This window comes from Gemmatimonadaceae bacterium (genome assembly GCA_035633115.1).
GTDB lineage: Bacteria > Gemmatimonadota > Gemmatimonadetes > Gemmatimonadales > Gemmatimonadaceae > UBA4720.
In genome coordinates this window covers 129,858-145,654 of sequence record DASQFN010000045.1, presented here as the reverse complement: position 1 = coordinate 145,654, position 15,797 = coordinate 129,858, and the positions used below count along the sequence as shown (strand labels likewise).

13 protein-coding genes are annotated in these 15,797 nt (G+C 62.3%); 8 read left to right on the top strand and 5 right to left on the bottom strand.

Annotated elements, in window-relative coordinates:
• The gene (locus VES88_04275; protein ID HYN80695.1) at window positions 1-2,139 is read right to left on the bottom strand and encodes a hypothetical protein; all 2,139 of its coding nucleotides are present in this window, start codon (window positions 2,137-2,139) and stop codon (window positions 1-3) included.
• 78 nt (window positions 2,140-2,217) lie between these two features.
• On the opposite strand from VES88_04275, the gene VES88_04270 reads away from it, so the two are divergent.
• Genes VES88_04270 through VES88_04260 form a run of 3 tightly spaced genes read left to right on the top strand, consistent with a single transcriptional unit; the run spans window position 2,218 to window position 5,610 of the window.
• Complete coding sequence (locus VES88_04270) at window positions 2,218-3,762, top strand: anthranilate synthase component I family protein (GenBank protein ID HYN80694.1); 1,545 nt, start codon at window positions 2,218-2,220, stop codon at window positions 3,760-3,762.
• Window positions 3,759-4,529 (top strand): lipopolysaccharide kinase InaA family protein, encoded by a 771-nt coding sequence (locus VES88_04265; protein HYN80693.1) that lies wholly within the window; start codon window positions 3,759-3,761, stop codon window positions 4,527-4,529. The genes VES88_04270 and VES88_04265 overlap by 4 nt, the downstream gene beginning before the upstream one ends.
• A gap of 46 nt (window positions 4,530-4,575) precedes the next feature.
• Window positions 4,576-5,610, top strand: coding sequence for a glycosyltransferase family 9 protein (locus VES88_04260; GenBank protein HYN80692.1), 1,035 nt, complete (start codon window positions 4,576-4,578; stop codon window positions 5,608-5,610).
• Here the strand turns inward: VES88_04260 and VES88_04255 are convergent.
• Genes VES88_04255 through glmM form a run of 4 tightly spaced genes read right to left on the bottom strand, consistent with a single transcriptional unit; the run spans window position 5,592 to window position 9,863 of the window.
• Entirely contained in the window at window positions 5,592-6,185 is a 594-nt protein-coding gene (locus VES88_04255; protein HYN80691.1) for a Maf family protein, read from the bottom strand. The two genes, VES88_04260 and VES88_04255, sit on opposite strands and share 19 nt — an antisense overlap.
• Window positions 6,186-6,192: 7 nt before the next feature.
• Window positions 6,193-6,621 carry a D-aminoacyl-tRNA deacylase gene (gene dtd, locus VES88_04250; GenBank protein ID HYN80690.1) on the bottom strand — a complete coding sequence of 143 codons (429 nt, stop codon included), beginning with the start codon at window positions 6,619-6,621 and terminating at the stop codon, window positions 6,193-6,195.
• 12 nt (window positions 6,622-6,633) lie between these two features.
• Window positions 6,634-8,460, bottom strand: coding sequence for a glutamine--fructose-6-phosphate transaminase (isomerizing) (gene glmS, locus VES88_04245; protein ID HYN80689.1), 1,827 nt, complete (start codon window positions 8,458-8,460; stop codon window positions 6,634-6,636).
• 29 nt (window positions 8,461-8,489) lie between these two features.
• A complete protein-coding gene (gene glmM, locus VES88_04240; protein ID HYN80688.1) occupies window positions 8,490-9,863 on the bottom strand; it encodes a phosphoglucosamine mutase in 1,374 nt (457 codons plus the stop codon).
• A 222-nt stretch (window positions 9,864-10,085) separates the two neighbouring features.
• Here glmM and VES88_04235 point away from each other — a divergent pair, with 222 nt between their 5' ends.
• The 5 genes from VES88_04235 (at window position 10,086) to VES88_04215 (ending at window position 15,775) form a co-directional block, all read left to right on the top strand.
• Entirely contained in the window at window positions 10,086-11,249 is a 1,164-nt protein-coding gene (locus VES88_04235) for a PLP-dependent aspartate aminotransferase family protein (protein ID HYN80687.1), read from the top strand.
• A 42-nt stretch (window positions 11,250-11,291) separates the two neighbouring features.
• The gene (gene purD, locus VES88_04230; protein HYN80686.1) at window positions 11,292-12,581 is read left to right on the top strand and encodes a phosphoribosylamine--glycine ligase; all 1,290 of its coding nucleotides are present in this window, start codon (window positions 11,292-11,294) and stop codon (window positions 12,579-12,581) included.
• Window positions 12,565-13,392 carry a bifunctional DNA-formamidopyrimidine glycosylase/DNA-(apurinic or apyrimidinic site) lyase gene (mutM, locus tag VES88_04225; protein HYN80685.1) on the top strand — a complete coding sequence of 276 codons (828 nt, stop codon included), beginning with the start codon at window positions 12,565-12,567 and terminating at the stop codon, window positions 13,390-13,392. The genes purD and mutM overlap by 17 nt, the downstream gene beginning before the upstream one ends.
• Window positions 13,389-14,495 carry a UvrB/UvrC motif-containing protein gene (locus VES88_04220; GenBank protein HYN80684.1) on the top strand — a complete coding sequence of 369 codons (1,107 nt, stop codon included), beginning with the start codon at window positions 13,389-13,391 and terminating at the stop codon, window positions 14,493-14,495. The genes mutM and VES88_04220 overlap by 4 nt, the downstream gene beginning before the upstream one ends.
• 128 nt (window positions 14,496-14,623) lie before the next feature.
• On the top strand, window positions 14,624-15,775 hold the full coding sequence (locus VES88_04215; protein HYN80683.1) for a c-type cytochrome: 1,152 nt from the start codon (window positions 14,624-14,626) through the stop codon (window positions 15,773-15,775).
• The last annotated feature ends 22 nt before the right edge of the window (window positions 15,776-15,797 follow it).

Here is a 15,797-nt window from a genome sequence, read left to right as displayed (position 1 = left end):
TTAGAGGATGCTCCAGAACTCCCGTCCAGCGTCGATGGAGAAAGTCCATCGCCCGTCACGAAGCCCGCGTGCGACGTCGAATCGCAGAACATCGAACACCGTGAGCGCGCCGATTCCAATTGAAGGAAACCAGCCGTTCCGCAGCGACGGCAGTGCGATCGGAGGGTTCGCTGGATTAGGATCGACAACCGAGAGCGCAGGCGCCTCGCGCACAGAGGCGCGACCGTCAATCCAGATAGTGCTCAAAAACGGCGCGAGTGTGATGCTTGCCGGAGTGCGGCCGTAGCGCCCGAGCTTGAAGGATGGAAACGGCGCAGGGAATCGAATCTCGACACGCTGCGACGCTCCGCGCCTTCCGACAAACTGGTGAAAATCATAGCCGGGGCCCGTGGTCGGCCCGCCGAGAAAGACAAGGTGCTGCGGCGGAAGCGCGTCATTGCCGAAAGCAGCGGCAATCATTGAATGGGCGAGGAAGCGATTACTTCCGAAAGGGCGCTCAAGGTTTGCTCGCGCGGAAACGCGAAACATGTTGCGATAGTCGGCGGAATCAGCTGCTCTGTAGCCAATCGCGTCGGCCTTCAACCCAAGATGCGCTTCGATTCCTCCTATCGTCAGCCAGGTGGGACGCTGGAAGCCGAGGCCGAGCCGCCGCTCGCGCAGGTCCCACGCAAGAATAGTCGGCTCGTAGCGGCCGGAAGCCGGTTTCGCGTGAACCGAGAGCGGCGCAGTGCGCTCAACGGCGCCTCTCAAAGTCATGCTCCAACCATTGATCGCTCCGGTTTGCACCTGCAGCGCAAAACCACGCACTCCGAAGGGATCGGTGTAATCACTGCCGAACTCCTGCGCGGCAATGCTGTTCTTCACGAGCGACGTCTCCATTTGATCGCTGGCGTCGCGGTACTCGCGATACGCTGAGATGCTCGCGCCGGCTCCGCTCGCCCGGCGGAATCCGATTTCTCCAAGGCCTTTGAGCACTCGGTCGTCGAGCCCGTAACGGGCGCGTCCGGTCACCAAGAATCCCGACCCAAGGCGCCGCGTCAGACCGGTTCCGATGGCGAGACCTTCAACGCGATTCACCCGCAGAATGTCGGATGCGTTTCTCGCCGACAGCGAGAGAGTGCGGCTTCGAGCGAGCGCCTGGGCGCGAACCAGCGCGCGCGCCTCCTCCTGCACCTTTGCGACGTCGGCGTCGGTCACCGCACGAACGTCTGGCGGGAGCGAATCCAGAATCTGTCCGATGAATGGAGTCTGCTGAGCTCGTCCTCTCGGTGCCAGCTGAATCTCCGGGCCGGCGAAAAGTCCCTGCGGCAATGGGACGTTCACCTGGTAACAGCAGATCTCCCAGCGTCCGCGGATTATTCCACGGGCGGGATACTCCAGCCATGTGCCGGTGCGCCGGATCTCGATCTCCTGCCGGCGCGGGAGCCAGAATCCGTCGATCAGTCCGTTCTCGAGGACTACGCTCACGTCCTCGAGATCCTTGTCGATCAGTGCGGAGCGCGTGAAGCTCAACGCCATCCGCACCACTTCTCCGCTTTCCCTGTCGATATAGACAGCGCCGACGGCCCGAGGCGCGCCCTCGTTCTTCGGCCGCACACGAACCTCGTACACGTCGAGTGCGCGCGGTCCGAGTTGAATCCGAAGCGAGTCGCGGACGGCGAAATCGTACTCCGTGAGTCCAGCCGCCGAGAGCGGATGCGGAACGTCGCGCACCTCGTCGCCGTCGCCGAGCCGGATGATGCTCGGGAAATTGTTCTGCACTATGCCGAGGTGATCGCGGTGATAGCTGATATCGGTGGGAAGAAGCAGCGTGTCCCGTCGCCCGACTATCCACTGCTTGCTGAGGTTGGGCGCCTGCCAATACACTTCCAGCGCGAGCTCATCGGCTTTTACGATCTTTGGCGGCTCGGTGAATCCCTCTCCGAGCTGCGCCAGAAACGTCAGATAGCCGTGCGCAGACGCGCGATAGCTCGCGAGAGCGGTGTCCGCGATCTGGCGCGCCCGCCGTTGCGTTGCCTGCTCGACGAGCGCGAGCGTGCGGGCGTCGTTCCACGCTTGCGCGTTTGCGGCAGCGGCAGCGAAAATCAGCGGGGAGACGGCGCACGCGGCGAGCACTATCGACTTTGATCGTCGGATCATCCGGGAAAGGTATTTAGGCGCAGGGTCGGATCAAATTGATGCGGCCTTGTTCCGTACGAGTGGGTAGCTTGGAAGCCAATGAGCCACTCAACATTCGACCGGTTCGCGGCGCTTTCGCGCTCGCAACCGGAAATCGGGCAGGAGGGCACCGCCTCCGCGAAAACCAGGATCGTTCCTGTCTGGCGTGACACCGTGTTCGACGCGGACACCCCCGTGTCCGCGTTCGCGAAGCTGCGGCGCGAGCCGTTCGGCTTTCTTCTCGAGTCTGCTCCCGCCGGCGGCGAGACGTGGGCACGATACACTTTCCTCGGGACTCAGCCGCGCGCCGCATGGCGATTCAAGGACGGCGTCGTGGAGGACTGGGATACTTCCAATGGCTGGCACAACGCGCGAAGTCCCGCCGACCCGCTCGCCGATCTTGACGCACTCATTTCGACGTCTCCACCAGTGGACGTGCCCGAGCTCGGCGCTTTCTGGACGGGGGCCGTCGGCTACTTTGGCTATGACATCGTTCGCCTGATCGAGCGGCTTCCACACCGGAAGCTCGCCCACTCCGACATTCCCGATGCGCTGTTCGTCTTCACGAGGACACTCGTCATCGTCGACAGTCTCCGGGCGCAGGCGAGGATCGTGGTGGGTGTCGAGGTCCCGGCCGGCGCCGACGACGATTCCCTTCGCAGTGGGTACGACGTCGCAACACGCGAGATAGAAGAGATCGAGGCCGGCCTCAGTGAGCCGTCGCGGCTTGGTCCGCTCGTGCTTGACGGAGACTCACCGCCCGCGCGTGGGCGCTCGAACATGGATCGCGCATCGTTCATGGAGCGGGTAGAGCGCATACGCGAGCACATCCGGGCAGGCGACTGTTTTCAGGCGCTTCTCTCTCGACGCATCGACCTGCCCGCGAATTTCTCCGCGGGCACGCTCTACCGCGCGCTGCGGTCGATGAATCCTTCGCCTTACATGTTTCACCTGGTGCTCGACGGCCTGGAGCTCGTGGGCAGCTCGCCCGAGCTTCTTCTGCGGCTCGCTGACAACCGCGTAACACTGCGTCCGATTGCGGGCACACGGCCCCGTGGGAAAACCGATGAGCAGGACGAGCTGCTGCGACATGAGCTCCTTGCCGACCCCAAGGAGCGCGCGGAGCACATCATGCTCGTAGACCTCGGCCGTAACGACATCGGCAGAGTGGCTCGTTACGGAACGGTTGCCGTTACCGATCTCATGTCTGTCGAGAAGTATTCGCACGTGCTTCACATAGTCAGCCAGGTGGAGGGAGAGATAAACGGCGATCTCTCGGCAATGGACGTATTTCGCGCCACTTTTCCCGCCGGCACGATGACTGGCGCGCCGAAGGTCCGCGCGATGGAGATCATCGACGAGATGGAGGAGGAGTCACGCGGCCCCTACGCGGGTGCAATCGGATACATCGCCGCCGGCGGGCGGCGAATGGACCTCGCCATCACTATCCGGACGTGCGTGATCGCCGACGGCGTGGCGTCAGTGCAGGCCGGAGCGGGCATCGTAGCAGATTCCGTCGCCGCCACCGAATGGGATGAAACGGAGAGCAAGGCTGGGGCACTGCTCGCGGCAATCGGCCAGGTTAGCACGGGCCGCGGGGGTTGAGGATTCGATTGCCGGGTTACGCGCGCATTTCCGCGCCGGGTGCGCGCGGAGTCGTGCTCGAGAGCTGCAAGGGAGCACTCGAGAGAATTCTGGAGAAAGAGTCGGTCTACGGATTCGCCTCGCGACAGGAGGGGGCGCGAAAGTTCGAGGGGCGCGCTCCCGTTTATGCCGTCGAGCTGCCCGAGGATTGTGGAAGCGCTGTCGTCAGGCGCTCGATGCGAGGTGGTGCTCTCGCCCGCTTCAACTCCGATCTGTTTCTCCCACCTACGCGCGGCCTTCGCGAGTTGATCACGTCGCTTCAACTCCGAACAGCCGGAGTGTCGACTCCGGAGATTATCGCCTATGTCGTCTACCGCGCGGGAGTTATCCTCAGGCGGACGGATGTCGTGACACGCGAGCTCCCTGGCGGCGTCGATCTAGCTTCGCTGCTGGCCGCTGATGATCGCGGGGAACGACGGGATACGATCCTCGAGGATGCGGCCGCTCTCGTCGCTGCGTTGTCGCGGGCCGGCGCACACCATCCCGACCTCAATCTCAAGAACATTGTCATTACGGATATGACCGCCGGCGAAATGAATGCATCGCGTGCGCATATCCTCGACGTCGATCGTATCCGATTTCACATCCCGGGCGATCCGATAGTGCTTCAGGCGAACATCGACCGGCTCGAGCGGTCGATTCGGAAGTGGCGCGATCAGCGCGGCCTTGTGATTGACGACATCGAGATCCAGGCGTTGCGCGCTCGGACAATCGATCTCGCCGGATGATTCACGTTCCATTAGTGGCACCTCATGCGCGCGGGACCACCCATCGATGACCGCCCATCCGATGGACAGCGTCTGCATAGTGATGATGAGCGCCGTGGGCGACGCGGTGCACGTCCTGCCCGTCATCAATGCCATCAAGCGGCATCGCCCTGCGGCGCGCGTAACGTGGGTGCTTCAGCCTGGCCCGGCCTCGCTCGTTCGCGGGCACGCGGCAGTGGACGACATCATCACTTTCGAGCGTGGCCGAGGCTGGCGGGCGTTTGCCGACGTCCGGCGCGAGCTTCGGAAACGCCGGTTCGATCTGCTGCTGGATCTTCAGGTCTACTTCAAGGCGGGGCTGATCACTGCGCTCTCCGGGGCACCCGTGCGGCTCGGCTTCGACCGCGCTCGCGCTCGCGACTTCAACTGGCTCTTCACGAACCGGCGGATTGGTGTGAATCCGGTTCAGCACGTGCAGGACCAGTATTTCGAGTTTCTCGACGAGCTCGGTATCGCACCTGAGCCAGTCGAGTGGCGGCTCGGTCCGTGGGACGATGAGCGGGAATGGCAGGGCGACTGGGTGACACGAGTGGGCCGCCCCTATGCCGCGATTGTCGTTGGTACCAGCAAACCCGATAAGGACTGGATTCCAGAGCGATGGGCGGCGGTGTGCGACCTCCTCCAGGGTGCATACGGACTGCGTGCCGTCCTTGTCGGTGGAGAATCGTCGCGCGAGAAAGCGGCTGCTGAACGAATCAGGTCCGCCGCTGGCGAGTCCCCGCTCATCGAGCTGGGAAGCGGGCTCAGACGACTCGTTTCGATCCTCGATGCGGCAGCGATTGTCCTCGCCCCGGATACCGGCCCCCTTCACATGTCGGTCGCGCTCGACCGTCCGGTCGTGAGCCTCATCGGCTACAGCGATCCGAGACGTACCGGGCCGTACCGCAAATTCCAGGATCTCGTGATCGACGCGTACCACAAGCCCGGCGAGGCACGCCCTGTCTCGATGGAAACGCGTCCAGGAAGAATGCAGAGAATCGAAGTGGCCGACGTCGCGGAGCGCCTGGAGATCTGGGCGGGGCGCTATCGGGCGAAGTCGTAGCGGACGCCAAGTTCCGCCATCAGGTCGACGAGGCGCACGAGAGAGAGGCCCATCACGGCGAAATAGTCACCGTCGATTCGTCTTACGATTGTTGCACCATATCCTTGAATCCCGTACGCCCCGGCCTTGTCCATCGGCTCGCCGGTTGCGATGTATCGTGCGATCTGATCGTCGGATAGATCGCGGAACGTCACGGTAACCTTTTCTACGAGCGACACGGTGCGTCCAGCGAGAGAAACGGCAACCGCAGTCATGACGACATGAGTTCGGTTGCTCAGCATCCGCAGCATCCGGGCGGCATCTGCCACGTCGCGGGGCTTGCCAAGGACGTGCTCATCGACGACGACGATCGTGTCCGCGCCGATGATGAGTGACTGCGGACGGTCCGCGGCAACGGCTTCAGCCTTGGTCCTCGCCAGCCTCTCCGCGTGAGCATCCGGCTTCTCTCCCGGTGTGTGGCTCTCGTCAACATCGGCCGGGATTACGTCGTGCTCGACACCGATCAGGCGGAGAAGCTCGTGTCTGCGAGGTGAGCTCGACGCAAGGACGACGTTCACCCTGGCCAGGCTGGTCACTACGCGTCTATCGCTCGAGCAGGAGCGTCACGGGCCCGTCGTTCACGAGATCGACATCCATCATCGCACCGAATTCGCCCGTCTCGACGCGGAAGCCTTTCGAGCGGAGCCCCGCGACGAAAGCCTCATACAGTGGAATTGCTATTTCCGGCCGCGCCGCGTCGATAAAGCTTGGGCGTCTTCCCTTCTCCGCGTTTCCATAGAGCGTGAACTGCGACACCACGAGCAGCGCCCCGCCCACGTCGGCGAGCGACAGATTCATCTTGCCTTCATCGTCGCCGAAGAGGCGGAGGCCCGCGACCTTTTCGGCCATCCACTCAATCTGCGCTGTTGTATCAGTCGCGGTGAAGCCGACGAGGAGGAGGAAGCCGCGACCGATCTGCCCGGTCGGCCGGCCTTCGATACGCACCTCCGCCCGCGATACCCGCTGAAGCAGAACGCGCAGGCGCTACTCTACGGTTACTGATTTCGCGAGGTTGCGCGGCTGGTCGACGTTCGACCCCCGCTTGACAGCGATGTAGTAGGCCAGAAGCTGCAACGGAACACACGCGAGAATCGGCGCCAGCATGTCGATCGTTTCAGGTACGCGGAATTCGTAGTCGAGCAGACCAGCGAGCGACGGCTCCTCGCGACTGGTGATGGCGATGACACGCCCTTTCCGGGCTTTGACCTCCTGCACGTTCGAGACAATCTTGTCGAACACCGAGTCGTGCGGCGCAATGAATACCGCCGGCATCATCTCGTCGATGAGCGCGATGGGACCGTGCTTCATCTCCGCCGCGGGATACCCCTCCGCGTGGATGTAGCTGATCTCCTTGAGCTTGAGGGCCCCCTCGAGAGCGGTCGGGAAATTGTATCCGCGCCCGAGGTAAAGGAAATTCTGCGCCCGCTTGAACTCTTCGGCGAGCCCTTCGATCTCCTCTGCCCGATCGAGAATCTGCTTTACCTGCGCCGGCAGCGCGTGAAGCGCCTCGATGATCTCCTTCCCGCGAACCAGGGAGAGATCCTTGAGGCGCGCGACCTTCAATGTGAACAGCGCGAGGGCCACGACCTGGCTCGTGAACGCCTTCGTCGATGCAACGCCGATCTCCGGACCAGCGTGCACGTAGATGCCGCCGTCGGTCTCACGGGCGATCGTCGATCCCACGACGTTCACTACGCCGTAAGTTCGCGCCCCGCGCTTCTTCGCCTCGCGCATCGCCGCCAGAGTGTCGGCCGTCTCCCCCGACTGGGAGATGACGATGCACAGGGTGCGGTCGTTTACAATCGGATTGCGATAGCGGAACTCGGAGGCGTACTCGACCTCGACGGGAATACGAGTCAGCTCCTCGAGCATGTGCTCGGCGATCAGGGCCGAGTGCCAGCTAGTTCCACACGCGGTGATGACGATGTTGTCGATCTTCAGAAGCTCTTCGTCGCTCATGTTGAGACCGCCGAGCTTCGACGTTCCTTCCTCGGGAAGCAGGCGGCCGCGCATGCAGTTCTCGATGGTCTCCGGCTGCTCGAAGATCTCCTTCAGCATGAAGTGGTCGAAGCCGCCGCGCTCGATCTGGCTCAGGTCCCAGTCGATCTTGCTGACCTTCTTGTCCTGCTTCACCGCGCGCAGGTCGATCACCCGGTAGCCGTCGCGTGTGAGGACCGCCAGCTCGCCGTCGTCGAGATACACGACTTCGCGGGTATGCGCGAGAATTGCCGACGCGTCGCTGGCGACGAAATACTCCTTGTCGCCAAGGCCGATCAGAAGCGGACTGCCTTTCCGAGCGGCGACGATCTTGTTCTTGTCCTCGCTGGACACGACAGCGATCCCATAGGTGCCCTCGATCTGCCACAGGGCTTCGATGACCGCGTCCTCGAGGTTGCCGTCGAACGCCTCCTCGATGAGGTGAGCGATTACTTCGGTGTCCGTCTCGGAGGTGAATTTGTGACCGATCTCGGTGAGATGGGCGCGCAGGGTGGTCGAGTTCTCGATGATTCCATTGTGGACCACCGCGACGTGCCCCTTGCAGTCCATCTGCGGATGGGCGTTGCACTGATTGGGCGCGCCGTGCGTCGCCCATCGCGTATGAGCGATTCCGGTGTCGCCAACTATAGGCTGGGCGGCGAGAGCCGCTTCGAGTCGGGATATCTTCCCCGCCGCTTTCCGGGTATCGACCCCCTGCCCGTTCATCACCGCCACGCCGGCGGAATCGTAGCCGCGGTACTCGAGCCGTTTCAGACCTTCAAGAAGAAGAGGAGTCGCCTCGCGATCCCCGATATAGCCGACAATTCCACACATAACAGAACCCCTTATTTGCCTGCTGCAATTTACCCGGAAAGGGCGTCCAGAGGCGCCCGGGACTGTCTGATCAATTCCCGCGCCGCGTCTTCAGTTGGCGCTTCCGCTATGACACGCACGATTGGTTCCGTTCCGGAGGGTCGAACGTGGACCCATCGATCGCTCCATGCGAGTCTCAATCCGTCCTGCAGGTCGGCGTCAGCGTCGGCGAAAACCTTCCGCAGCGCCTTATAAACGGCGTCGAGCGGAGCTGCCGGCCGGTCGAGCTTGTCCTTGACGATCGAGTAGCGGGGGTAGCCGGCGACGATTGCCGACAGCGACTTGCTTTCCTCGTGCAGGAGCTGAAGGATGAGCGCCGCGCCAAGTGGCGCGTCGCGACCGAGATGCAGCTCCGAGAGGATGACGCCGCCGTTGCCTTCCCCTCCGATTGGAGCCTTCTCAGAGCGCATCCGTGTTGCGACGTTGACTTCACCAACTGGTGATCGAATAACCTTGCGATTCTGTTCCTGCGCGATGTCGTCGACGATTCGACTCGTCGAAAGGTTGGTCACGACATTGCCCTCGCGGTGGCGCAACACGACTCTGGCCGCGAGCGCCAGCGTGTAGTCCTCGCCAATAGCCTTCCCTTCCTCGGACACCAGCGCGAGACGGTCGACGTCGGGATCGACGGCAAATCCGATGTCCGCCCTGGAGGAAACCACGAGAGCTTCGAGCTCCCCCAGATTCTCGGCGACGGGCTCGGGTGGCCGGGGAAACCGCCCGTCCGTCTCGAGATTAATCGCGGATACGCGACATCCAAGCAGCGTCAGAAGCTTCGGCATGAACGCCCCGCCCGCTCCGCGCACGCAATCGAGGGCGACGTGAAATTGCCTTCTGCGAATTCCATCCACGTCGAGGAAAGGAATCGCGAGTATCGAGGCGTGATGTCTCGCAATCGCTTCTACATCTTCCGCGATAACACCCAGCTTGTCGAAAGTCGCGCGGGGGATCTCACCGTCGACGACCGCGCGCATTGCGGCGCTTTCCTCGCCGTCGAGGAAGAGTCCCGACGAGCTGATGAACTTGAGAGCGTTCCACTCGATTGGATTATGACTGGCGGTTATGGCGAGTCCGCCCGCAGCATGGTGGTGCTCTACGGCAAGCTGGACGGTTGGGGTCGGCGTCATCCCGATGTCCATCACGTTGCAACCGACCGACTGAAGGGCACTCAGCACGACGCGATGAAACATCGGGCCTGAGACACGGCTGTCCCGGCCGACAACCACCGTCGCATCGCCGACGACACGTGAGCGCGCCCAGGCGCCGAACCCGGCCGCGTACCGCGCCACCACTTCCGGGGTGAGCCCTTCTCCGACGCGGCCGCGCACGCCGGACACGCTGATCATCAATCCCTCATTCGGCATGCATCACTCCCCTCCGGCTAAGGGCGCGGGTGGTGTCGACTTGAAAACGCCATTGCCAGTTTTGCCATCAGGTGGCCGGCGCCTTTAGGTCTGTAGAAAGTGGCAAAACTGGCAAAAGCGTTTTCAAATCGACACCACCCGCGCCCGCATTCGGGCGTAATCTAGCGCGACGAACGATCTCCGCTCCGGCTATCTTTGAGTCTCACCCACACCACCGACAGCATGGCCCGCATCTTCGACGAAGACATGAACGCCGGGTTTGCAACCCGCGCAATTCACGCCGGCCAGCGGCCGGATCTTCTCTCCGGCGCCATCATGACGCCGATCTACACTACTTCAACGTACGTCCAGGAAGCGCTCGGCAAGAACAAGGGATACGAGTACGCTCGCGGGAAAAATCCCACTCGCGAAGCGCTGGAGCGAAACGTCGCCGCCCTCGAGGGTGGCGTTCACGGATTCGCATTCTCCAGCGGAATGGGCTGCCTCGACTCGATCATGAAGCTGTTCAAGTCCGGCGACCACATCATCTGCGGCGAGAACGTCTACGGCGGGACGTTCCGGCTGTTCGACAAGATTCTGCGCGGCTATGGCCTTTGTTTCTCGTTTGTCGACACCCGTGACCCGCAGAATATCGCAGACGCCTGCGCTCCGAACACGCGCGCGATTCTCGTCGAGACCCCGACGAATCCGCTGATGCGCATTACCGATCTCACCGCTGCCGGCGAGATCGCGAAGCGCGCGGACGCGCTCTTCATCGTAGACAACACCTTCGCTACGCCCTTCTTCCAGAGGCCGTTCGAGTACGGGGCGGACATCGTATACCATTCAACAACGAAGTATCTGAATGGGCACAGCGACATGGTCGGGGGCATCGCCATCATGCGCGACGACGATCTCGCAGAGCGAATTCAGTTCATCCAGAACGCATCGGGGGCGGTGCCCGGCCCCTTCGACTCATGGCTCGCCCTCCGTGGAACGAAAACCCTGCACCTCCGGATGGTGCAGCACGACGCCAATGGCCGGCGCATCGCCGCTTATCTCGCGGAGAAGCTCGGCAATGAGCGCGTCATCTATCCGGGGCTCGAGTCACATCCTCAGCATGACCTGGCTAAGCGACAGATGAAGGGCTTCGGCGGGATGATCTCGGTCGAGATGGGAACGAAGGACCGCGCGGCAGAGGTGCTCTCGAAGGTTCGCGTATTCTCGCTGGCCGAATCGCTCGGCGGTGTCGAGAGCCTGATAAGTCATCCCGCGTCGATGACTCACGCTTCAGTTGAGCCGGATCGAAGGGCACACCTCGGGATTACAGAAGGGCTGGTGCGTCTCTCCTGCGGGGTGGAGGACGTCGAGGATCTGCTCGCCGATGTCGAGCGCGCCTTCGCATAAACGGATTAGACGAATGAGCGGATAAGGGGCGGCGGGAATCGGTTGAAAGTTCTCCTTGTGGGCGGCGGCGGGCGCGAGCACGCCCTCGCATGGAAGCTCCTCGCGGACGACTCCTCGCTCGAGCTGATCTGCGCCCCCGGTAACGCCGGCATCGCGGAGATTTGCGATTGCATTCCGCTGAAGGCAACGGATACCAACGGCCTCGCGGCGTTTGCAGAGCGTGCCGACATCGATCTGACAGTCGTCGGACCGGAAGCCCCCCTTGAGGCGGGGATCGTCGACCTCTTCACGCAGAACGGCCGGGAGATCTTCGGCCCGACTCGAGCAGCTGCGCGAATCGAAACGTCGAAAGCATTCTCGAAAGCGCTCATGACAGGCGCGGGCATTCCGACTGGGCGGGCCACGCTCCATTCCGGCATCGACAGAGCGAAGGAGGCCGTCCGGCGTTATGGCGCTCCGATCGTGATCAAGGCGTCCGGACTGGCCGCGGGCAAAGGCGTCGTTGTCGCCAAGAGCATCGAAGAGGCAGAGCGCGCAATCGAGATGATCCTCGGCGACCGCATCTTCGGCGACGCGGGAGCCGAGGTCCTCGTGGAAGAGTTCATGTCCGGAGAGGAGCTCTCGATGTTCGCTCTGACAGACGGCGCAAACGTCGTGACAATGCTCCCGGCACAAGACCACAAGCGCCTCCTCGACGGAGATCTCGGTCCGAACACCGGAGGGATGGGAGCGTACGCACCCGTCTCTGCCGCGACACCGAATCTCATTGGAGAAGTTACGGATCGCATTCTCCTGCCAACGCTGGCCGCGCTGCGCGATGCCGGCAGTCCCTTCAGGGGGCTGCTTTACGCCGGCCTCATGTTGACGCACGACGGTCCGCGCGTCGTGGAGTTCAACTGTCGTTTTGGTGATCCGGAGACAGAGACCATTCTTCCGCTTATGAAGAGCTCGCTTCTCGGAATACTGCACCGCATAGCGAGCGGCGACTCGCTCGGTGATGCGGATGCAATTGAATGGCATCCCTCGCATGCTGTGACCACGGTGATTGCCGCTGCAGGGTACCCCGATTCTCCCTGCCTCGGCGATGAGATTCGCCTTCCCGCACCTCCGCAAGGCATACACGTTTTTCACGCAGGAACGAAGCGTGACGGTGAATCAGGCCAGACTCTGGCAGCGGGAGGACGAGTGCTGGCCATCACGGGAGTGGCGTCATCGCTCACCGAGGCGGCCGCTTGCTCACGTGAGTATGCGGAGCGCGTGACGCTCGAGGGAAAGCAGATGCGCCGCGACATCGCATGGCGCGAGCTGGAGCGAAATGCCGGAGCTGCCTGAGACCGAGACGATCGCTCGCGACCTGAATCGGGAGATATCGGGATCGATAATCGAAAGCGTCAAGGTCACCCGTCCGGACGTTCTCCGGGAGGTGACACCTCGACAGCTGGCAAGACGCGTCAAAGGCGCCCGAATCGAAAAGAGTTGGCGGCGCGCAAAACTCGTCGTGATCGATCTTTCGACGGGCGACCGGCTCCTGGTGCAGCCCCGCTTCACCGGAGCGCTCATCGTCGAAGACGGATCGATCGAGAAGGAGTTGCTCGCCTATTCCACCCTGCGATTTGCTCTTCCTCGCGGCCGAGCCCTTCACTACTGCGACGTTCGCCGCCTCGGCACTGTCTCGCTGATGGACGAGGCAAGATTTACCGGATACACGGAGGCCCTCGGAATAGAGCCTCTTGACCGATCGTTCGGTCCGGCACAATTATCGGGCGTTCTTCGGGGCTCCGTGCAGGCGATAAAAAAGGTTTTGATGGATCAGCGCAAAATCGCGGGGATAGGAAACATCTACGCCAACGAGGCGCTGTGGCGAGCGCGCGTTGACCCGTCACGCGCGGCGCGATCTCTCACCGTGCGCGAAGCCAGCGCTCTCCACGACGGCATTGTTTCGGTTCTCAAAGAAGCCATCGCTGCGCGTGGCACTAGCTTCCGCGACTACCGCGACGCGAAAGGTGAGCGCGGGGGATTCGCGGAGCGGCTCCAGGCCTACGGTCGCGAGGGAAAGCCCTGTCACCGGTGTGGCGCGAAACTCATTGGGACTCACGCCGTCGACGGCCGAAGCACGACGTTCTGCGCTCGTTGCCAGTCGTGACAAGGCTCCGGAGTGCTACTGAGCAGGGGCCGACAAGCGACGCTCAGCTCGCCGACATGCGGGCGATCGTCCGCGCGGGAGCGGCAGACCGGCCGGGCATCTATCGAATGCTCTCGTCCACCGGCGAAGTGGTGTATGTCGGGAAGTCCAAGCGCGTCCGAACCCGGCTGCTCAGCTACTTCCGCTGCGACTATCCCGAAGAGAAGGGCGCCCGCATTCTGCGCGAGGCGGTTGCGATAGACTGGGAGTACACGCCGAGCGAGTTTGCGGCGCTGCTCCAGGAGCTGAAGCTGATCAAGCGATTCCGTCCGCGGCTCAACTACGCGATGAAGCGTGATAAGACGCATTACGCGTTCATCAAGATCACGCGAGGTACGGCGCCAAAGCTGATGGTCGTTCGAGGCCCTTCAGGCGAAGACGCGTCGGTGTATTACGGCCCATTCGTTGGAGCACGGAGGATGGAAGAAGCTCTGCGTGAGCTGAGCGACGTTCTCATGCTCCGTGACTGCCGGTCGGACATGAAGATGCATTTCAGCGATCAGCAGGAGCTGTTTCAGCTCGGGGCGCGCACACCGGGCTGCATCAGGTACGAGATCGGCAAATGCCTCGGACCCTGCGTCGCCGGCTGCTCGGCGGGCCAGTACGACGAGCGCGTCGCACTCGCCCGCGCTTTTCTCGACGGCGCGAGCGATGGTCCAATGGAATCGCTCCGGAGGCAGATGGATGACGCGAGCGAGCAGCTGCAGTTCGAGAGGGCCGCGTCACTCCGCGATAAGCTGCAACGGCTGGAAGTGCTGCGAGAGCAGTTCGGTCGCTTACGGTTCGCGGTGGAGCAGCTCTCCTTCGTCTACACGGTGAAGGGTCATGAAGGCGAGGATCGAGTTTACCTTGTCAAACGCGGAGTGGTGAGGGCAGAGCTTCCGAAGCCGCGTTCATCCTGGCAGAGAACGAAGCTCAAGCGTCTGGCGAGCGACATCTTTGGAACCAGCAGCGAGAAACCCGCGTTGGCTGTACCAACCCACGAGATCGACGAGCTGCTGCTTCTCTCATCCTGGTTCCGCCGATTTCCGAAAGAGATGACGAAGACGAGGAAAGTATCCTGACCTTCCCCCTCTTGGCCCCCTATTGAACGTTTGCGCCCGGATATTGCAGTTTGGACTGCACTATCTCCAGAGCTTCGCCCTATCGAGCGAGGCGGAACCCCGAGGCGCCGCACGAAAAGGGGCCGGCCATGATCTCCAGGCATTCAGTCGCAATTCTCGCAACCGTCGCTGCTTACGCTACCAGCGCGTGCCGGGAACATCCTGAGCCAATAATCTCGAACGAAGCCGAACGTCAGGGCCAGGCAGTTTTCCGCTACGATACTTTCGGCGACGAGCAGTTCTGGACGGACACTGCCGGTTTGCACCTGGTTGTCGACAAGGAAATTCAGCCGCTCGAGGCGCTGAGCCTCGGACTGAAAGTCGACATGGATAAGCTCAATCTGCTCCAGTTCATCCTTCACAATCCGCTCAGCACTTCGGGCACACGAGAGCTGCTCAGACAGAATGCAGTCGTTGGCCTCAAGGCGACATTCGACAACGAAGGTCACATCGCGCGAATCGGCATTACGTGCGCCCTCTGCCATTCGACCGTCGACAACGCCCTGCTTCCGGGCATCGGCCACCGTGTGGATGGCTGGCCAAACCGGACCCTCGACGTCGGCAAGATCCTGGCGAAGCTTCGAAACTTCACTCCTGAGCAGAAAGCCGTACTTCGCGAGTGGCCGGCAGGTACATATGACCCAAGGTTCAACTTCGACGGCAAGAGCACGCCACTCGTACTCCCGCCTGCATACGGCCTCGCCGCGGTGAAGAATGAGACATATACTGCCGAGGGCCCGATCTCCTACTGGAACAACTACGTCGCGGTAACGCAGATGCACGGGCACGGCAACTTTTCCGATCCAAGACTCGGCGTGAACATCGTCCAGGAGCCGGACATGGTCACGTCGAAGCTCCCAGCCCTGCGAGCGTACCAGCACGCCCTACAGACTCCTCGTGGTCCACAGCCGTTCTTCGAACGCGGCGCCGCAAGTCGCGGCAAGCTCGTCTTCGATGCGAACTGCGCTAGCTGTCACGTTGGCGGCAGCCTGACCGACAACAACGCCGGCGTCCTGCACTCTCCATCAGAGACTGGCATGGATTCGACGTATGCCGCCCGCACAACGCAGAAGAAATACCGCACGACTCCGCTGCGCGGCTTATGGCAACACCCGCCGTATTTCCACGACGGAAGCGCGGAAACACTGGAAGATGTGGTCGAGCACTACGTGAAGGTGAGGGCCCTCAAGCTCACGGATGGGCAGAAGAGCGACTTGGCGAAGTACCTGAAGACTCTCTAGCCCTGTTCGCTCGCCCGCGGAA

Coding starts and splice junctions, on each gene's coding strand:
- VES88_04275 (HYN80695.1), bottom strand. CDS start 2,139: ATGATCCGACGATCAAAGTCGATAGTGCTCGCCGCGTGCGCCGTCTCC.
- VES88_04270 (HYN80694.1), top strand. CDS start 2,218: ATGAGCCACTCAACATTCGACCGGTTCGCGGCGCTTTCGCGCTCGCAA.
- VES88_04260 (HYN80692.1), top strand. CDS start 4,576: ATGACCGCCCATCCGATGGACAGCGTCTGCATAGTGATGATGAGCGCC.
- glmS (HYN80689.1), bottom strand. CDS start 8,460: ATGTGTGGAATTGTCGGCTATATCGGGGATCGCGAGGCGACTCCTCTT.
- glmM (HYN80688.1), bottom strand. CDS start 9,863: ATGCCGAATGAGGGATTGATGATCAGCGTGTCCGGCGTGCGCGGCCGC.
- VES88_04235 (HYN80687.1), top strand. CDS start 10,086: ATGGCCCGCATCTTCGACGAAGACATGAACGCCGGGTTTGCAACCCGC.
- mutM (HYN80685.1), top strand. CDS start 12,565: ATGCCGGAGCTGCCTGAGACCGAGACGATCGCTCGCGACCTGAATCGG.
- VES88_04215 (HYN80683.1), top strand. CDS start 14,624: ATGATCTCCAGGCATTCAGTCGCAATTCTCGCAACCGTCGCTGCTTAC.